This is a genomic window from Streptomyces sp. NPDC004126 (assembly GCF_050275515.1).
Classification (GTDB): Bacteria; Actinomycetota; Actinomycetes; order Streptomycetales; family Streptomycetaceae; genus Streptomyces.
The window spans coordinates 1-1,091 of the sequence record NZ_JBNNPF010000135.1; the positions used below are offsets into that span (position 1 = coordinate 1).

Genomic DNA, 1,091 nt, shown 5'->3' on the forward strand with positions numbered 1-1,091 from the left:
GGACCTTCCGTTCGAGCGTCTGGTGGAGCACCTCAACCCGCCCCGCTCGGCCGCACGCCACCCCCTCTTCCAAACCATGCTCGCCCTCGAGGACACCGCGGCTGAGGACTGGAGCCTCCCCGGCCTGGTCGGCGTTCCCGAACCGGTGGACATGGAGGTCGCCAAGTTCGATCTCACGCTCAACGTCACGGAGACTCGCGGCCCGCTCGGAGTGCCGACAGGGCTTGAGGGCACCTGCGTGTACAAGTCCGAGATGTTCTCCCCTCGCGCCATGGACGTGCTCATGCGGCGCATGACGCGACTGCTGACCGCCGTGGTCGAAGACCCGGACCTGCCGCTGAGCGGTCTTGAGACGTTCAGCGACGACAGTGCCGGTGCCGCGGCCCTCGCCGCCGGCGATTCGGACGCGGTGGACGGACCCGCGGAAGTGCGCGACCCGCTTCCCGGCGGAGCCGGGCAGCGCGCCGGCCGCTCGCCGCGGACACCGCGGGAAGAGGTCCTGTGCGGCCTGTTCGCCCAGGTGCTCGGCGTCGAGTCCGTGGTCATGGACGACAACTTCTTCGCGCTGGGCGGGCACTCGCTGCTGGGCACCCGGCTCATCAGCAGAATCCGTAAGGTCCTCGGCGTCGACCTGGGCATCCGCAGCCTGTTCCGCTTCCCGACCGTTGCCGGCCTGGTGCGGGAACTGGAACAGGCGCACGGCACTCCGCCGCCGCCGACCGCACGGCCCAGGCCGGCCATCCCGCCACTGTCGTTCGCTCAGCAGCGCCTGTGGTTCCTGGAGGCGGCGGACGACTCCGTGCTCTACAACGCCCCGTTCGCGTGGACCCTGACGGGCAGCGTGGACATCGAGGCGCTCGGTGAGGCGCTGGCGGATGTCGTCGCCCGTCACGAGAGCCTGCGTACCGAGTATCCCAGCGTCGACGGACGGCCACACCAGCGCGTACGGCCCGTGGAGCTCGGCAGGCCCGAGATGCGCGTACACGCCTGCGGAAGCGCGGAGCTTTCCGCGGCTGTGGAGGAGGAGGCCCGGCGGCCGTTTGATCTCGGGTGTGAGTTGCCGGTGCGGGCGTCGTTGTTCGTGGTGGGTC

General features: G+C 70.4%; 1 protein-coding gene. It reads left to right on the forward strand.

The window, feature by feature from the left end; translation table 11 throughout:
• Window positions 1-22 precede the first annotated feature (22 nt).
• Window positions 23-1,091 (forward strand): condensation domain-containing protein (locus ACQKM2_RS40865; protein ID WP_427719292.1); only part of this gene is annotated, 1,069 nt, incomplete at its 3' end.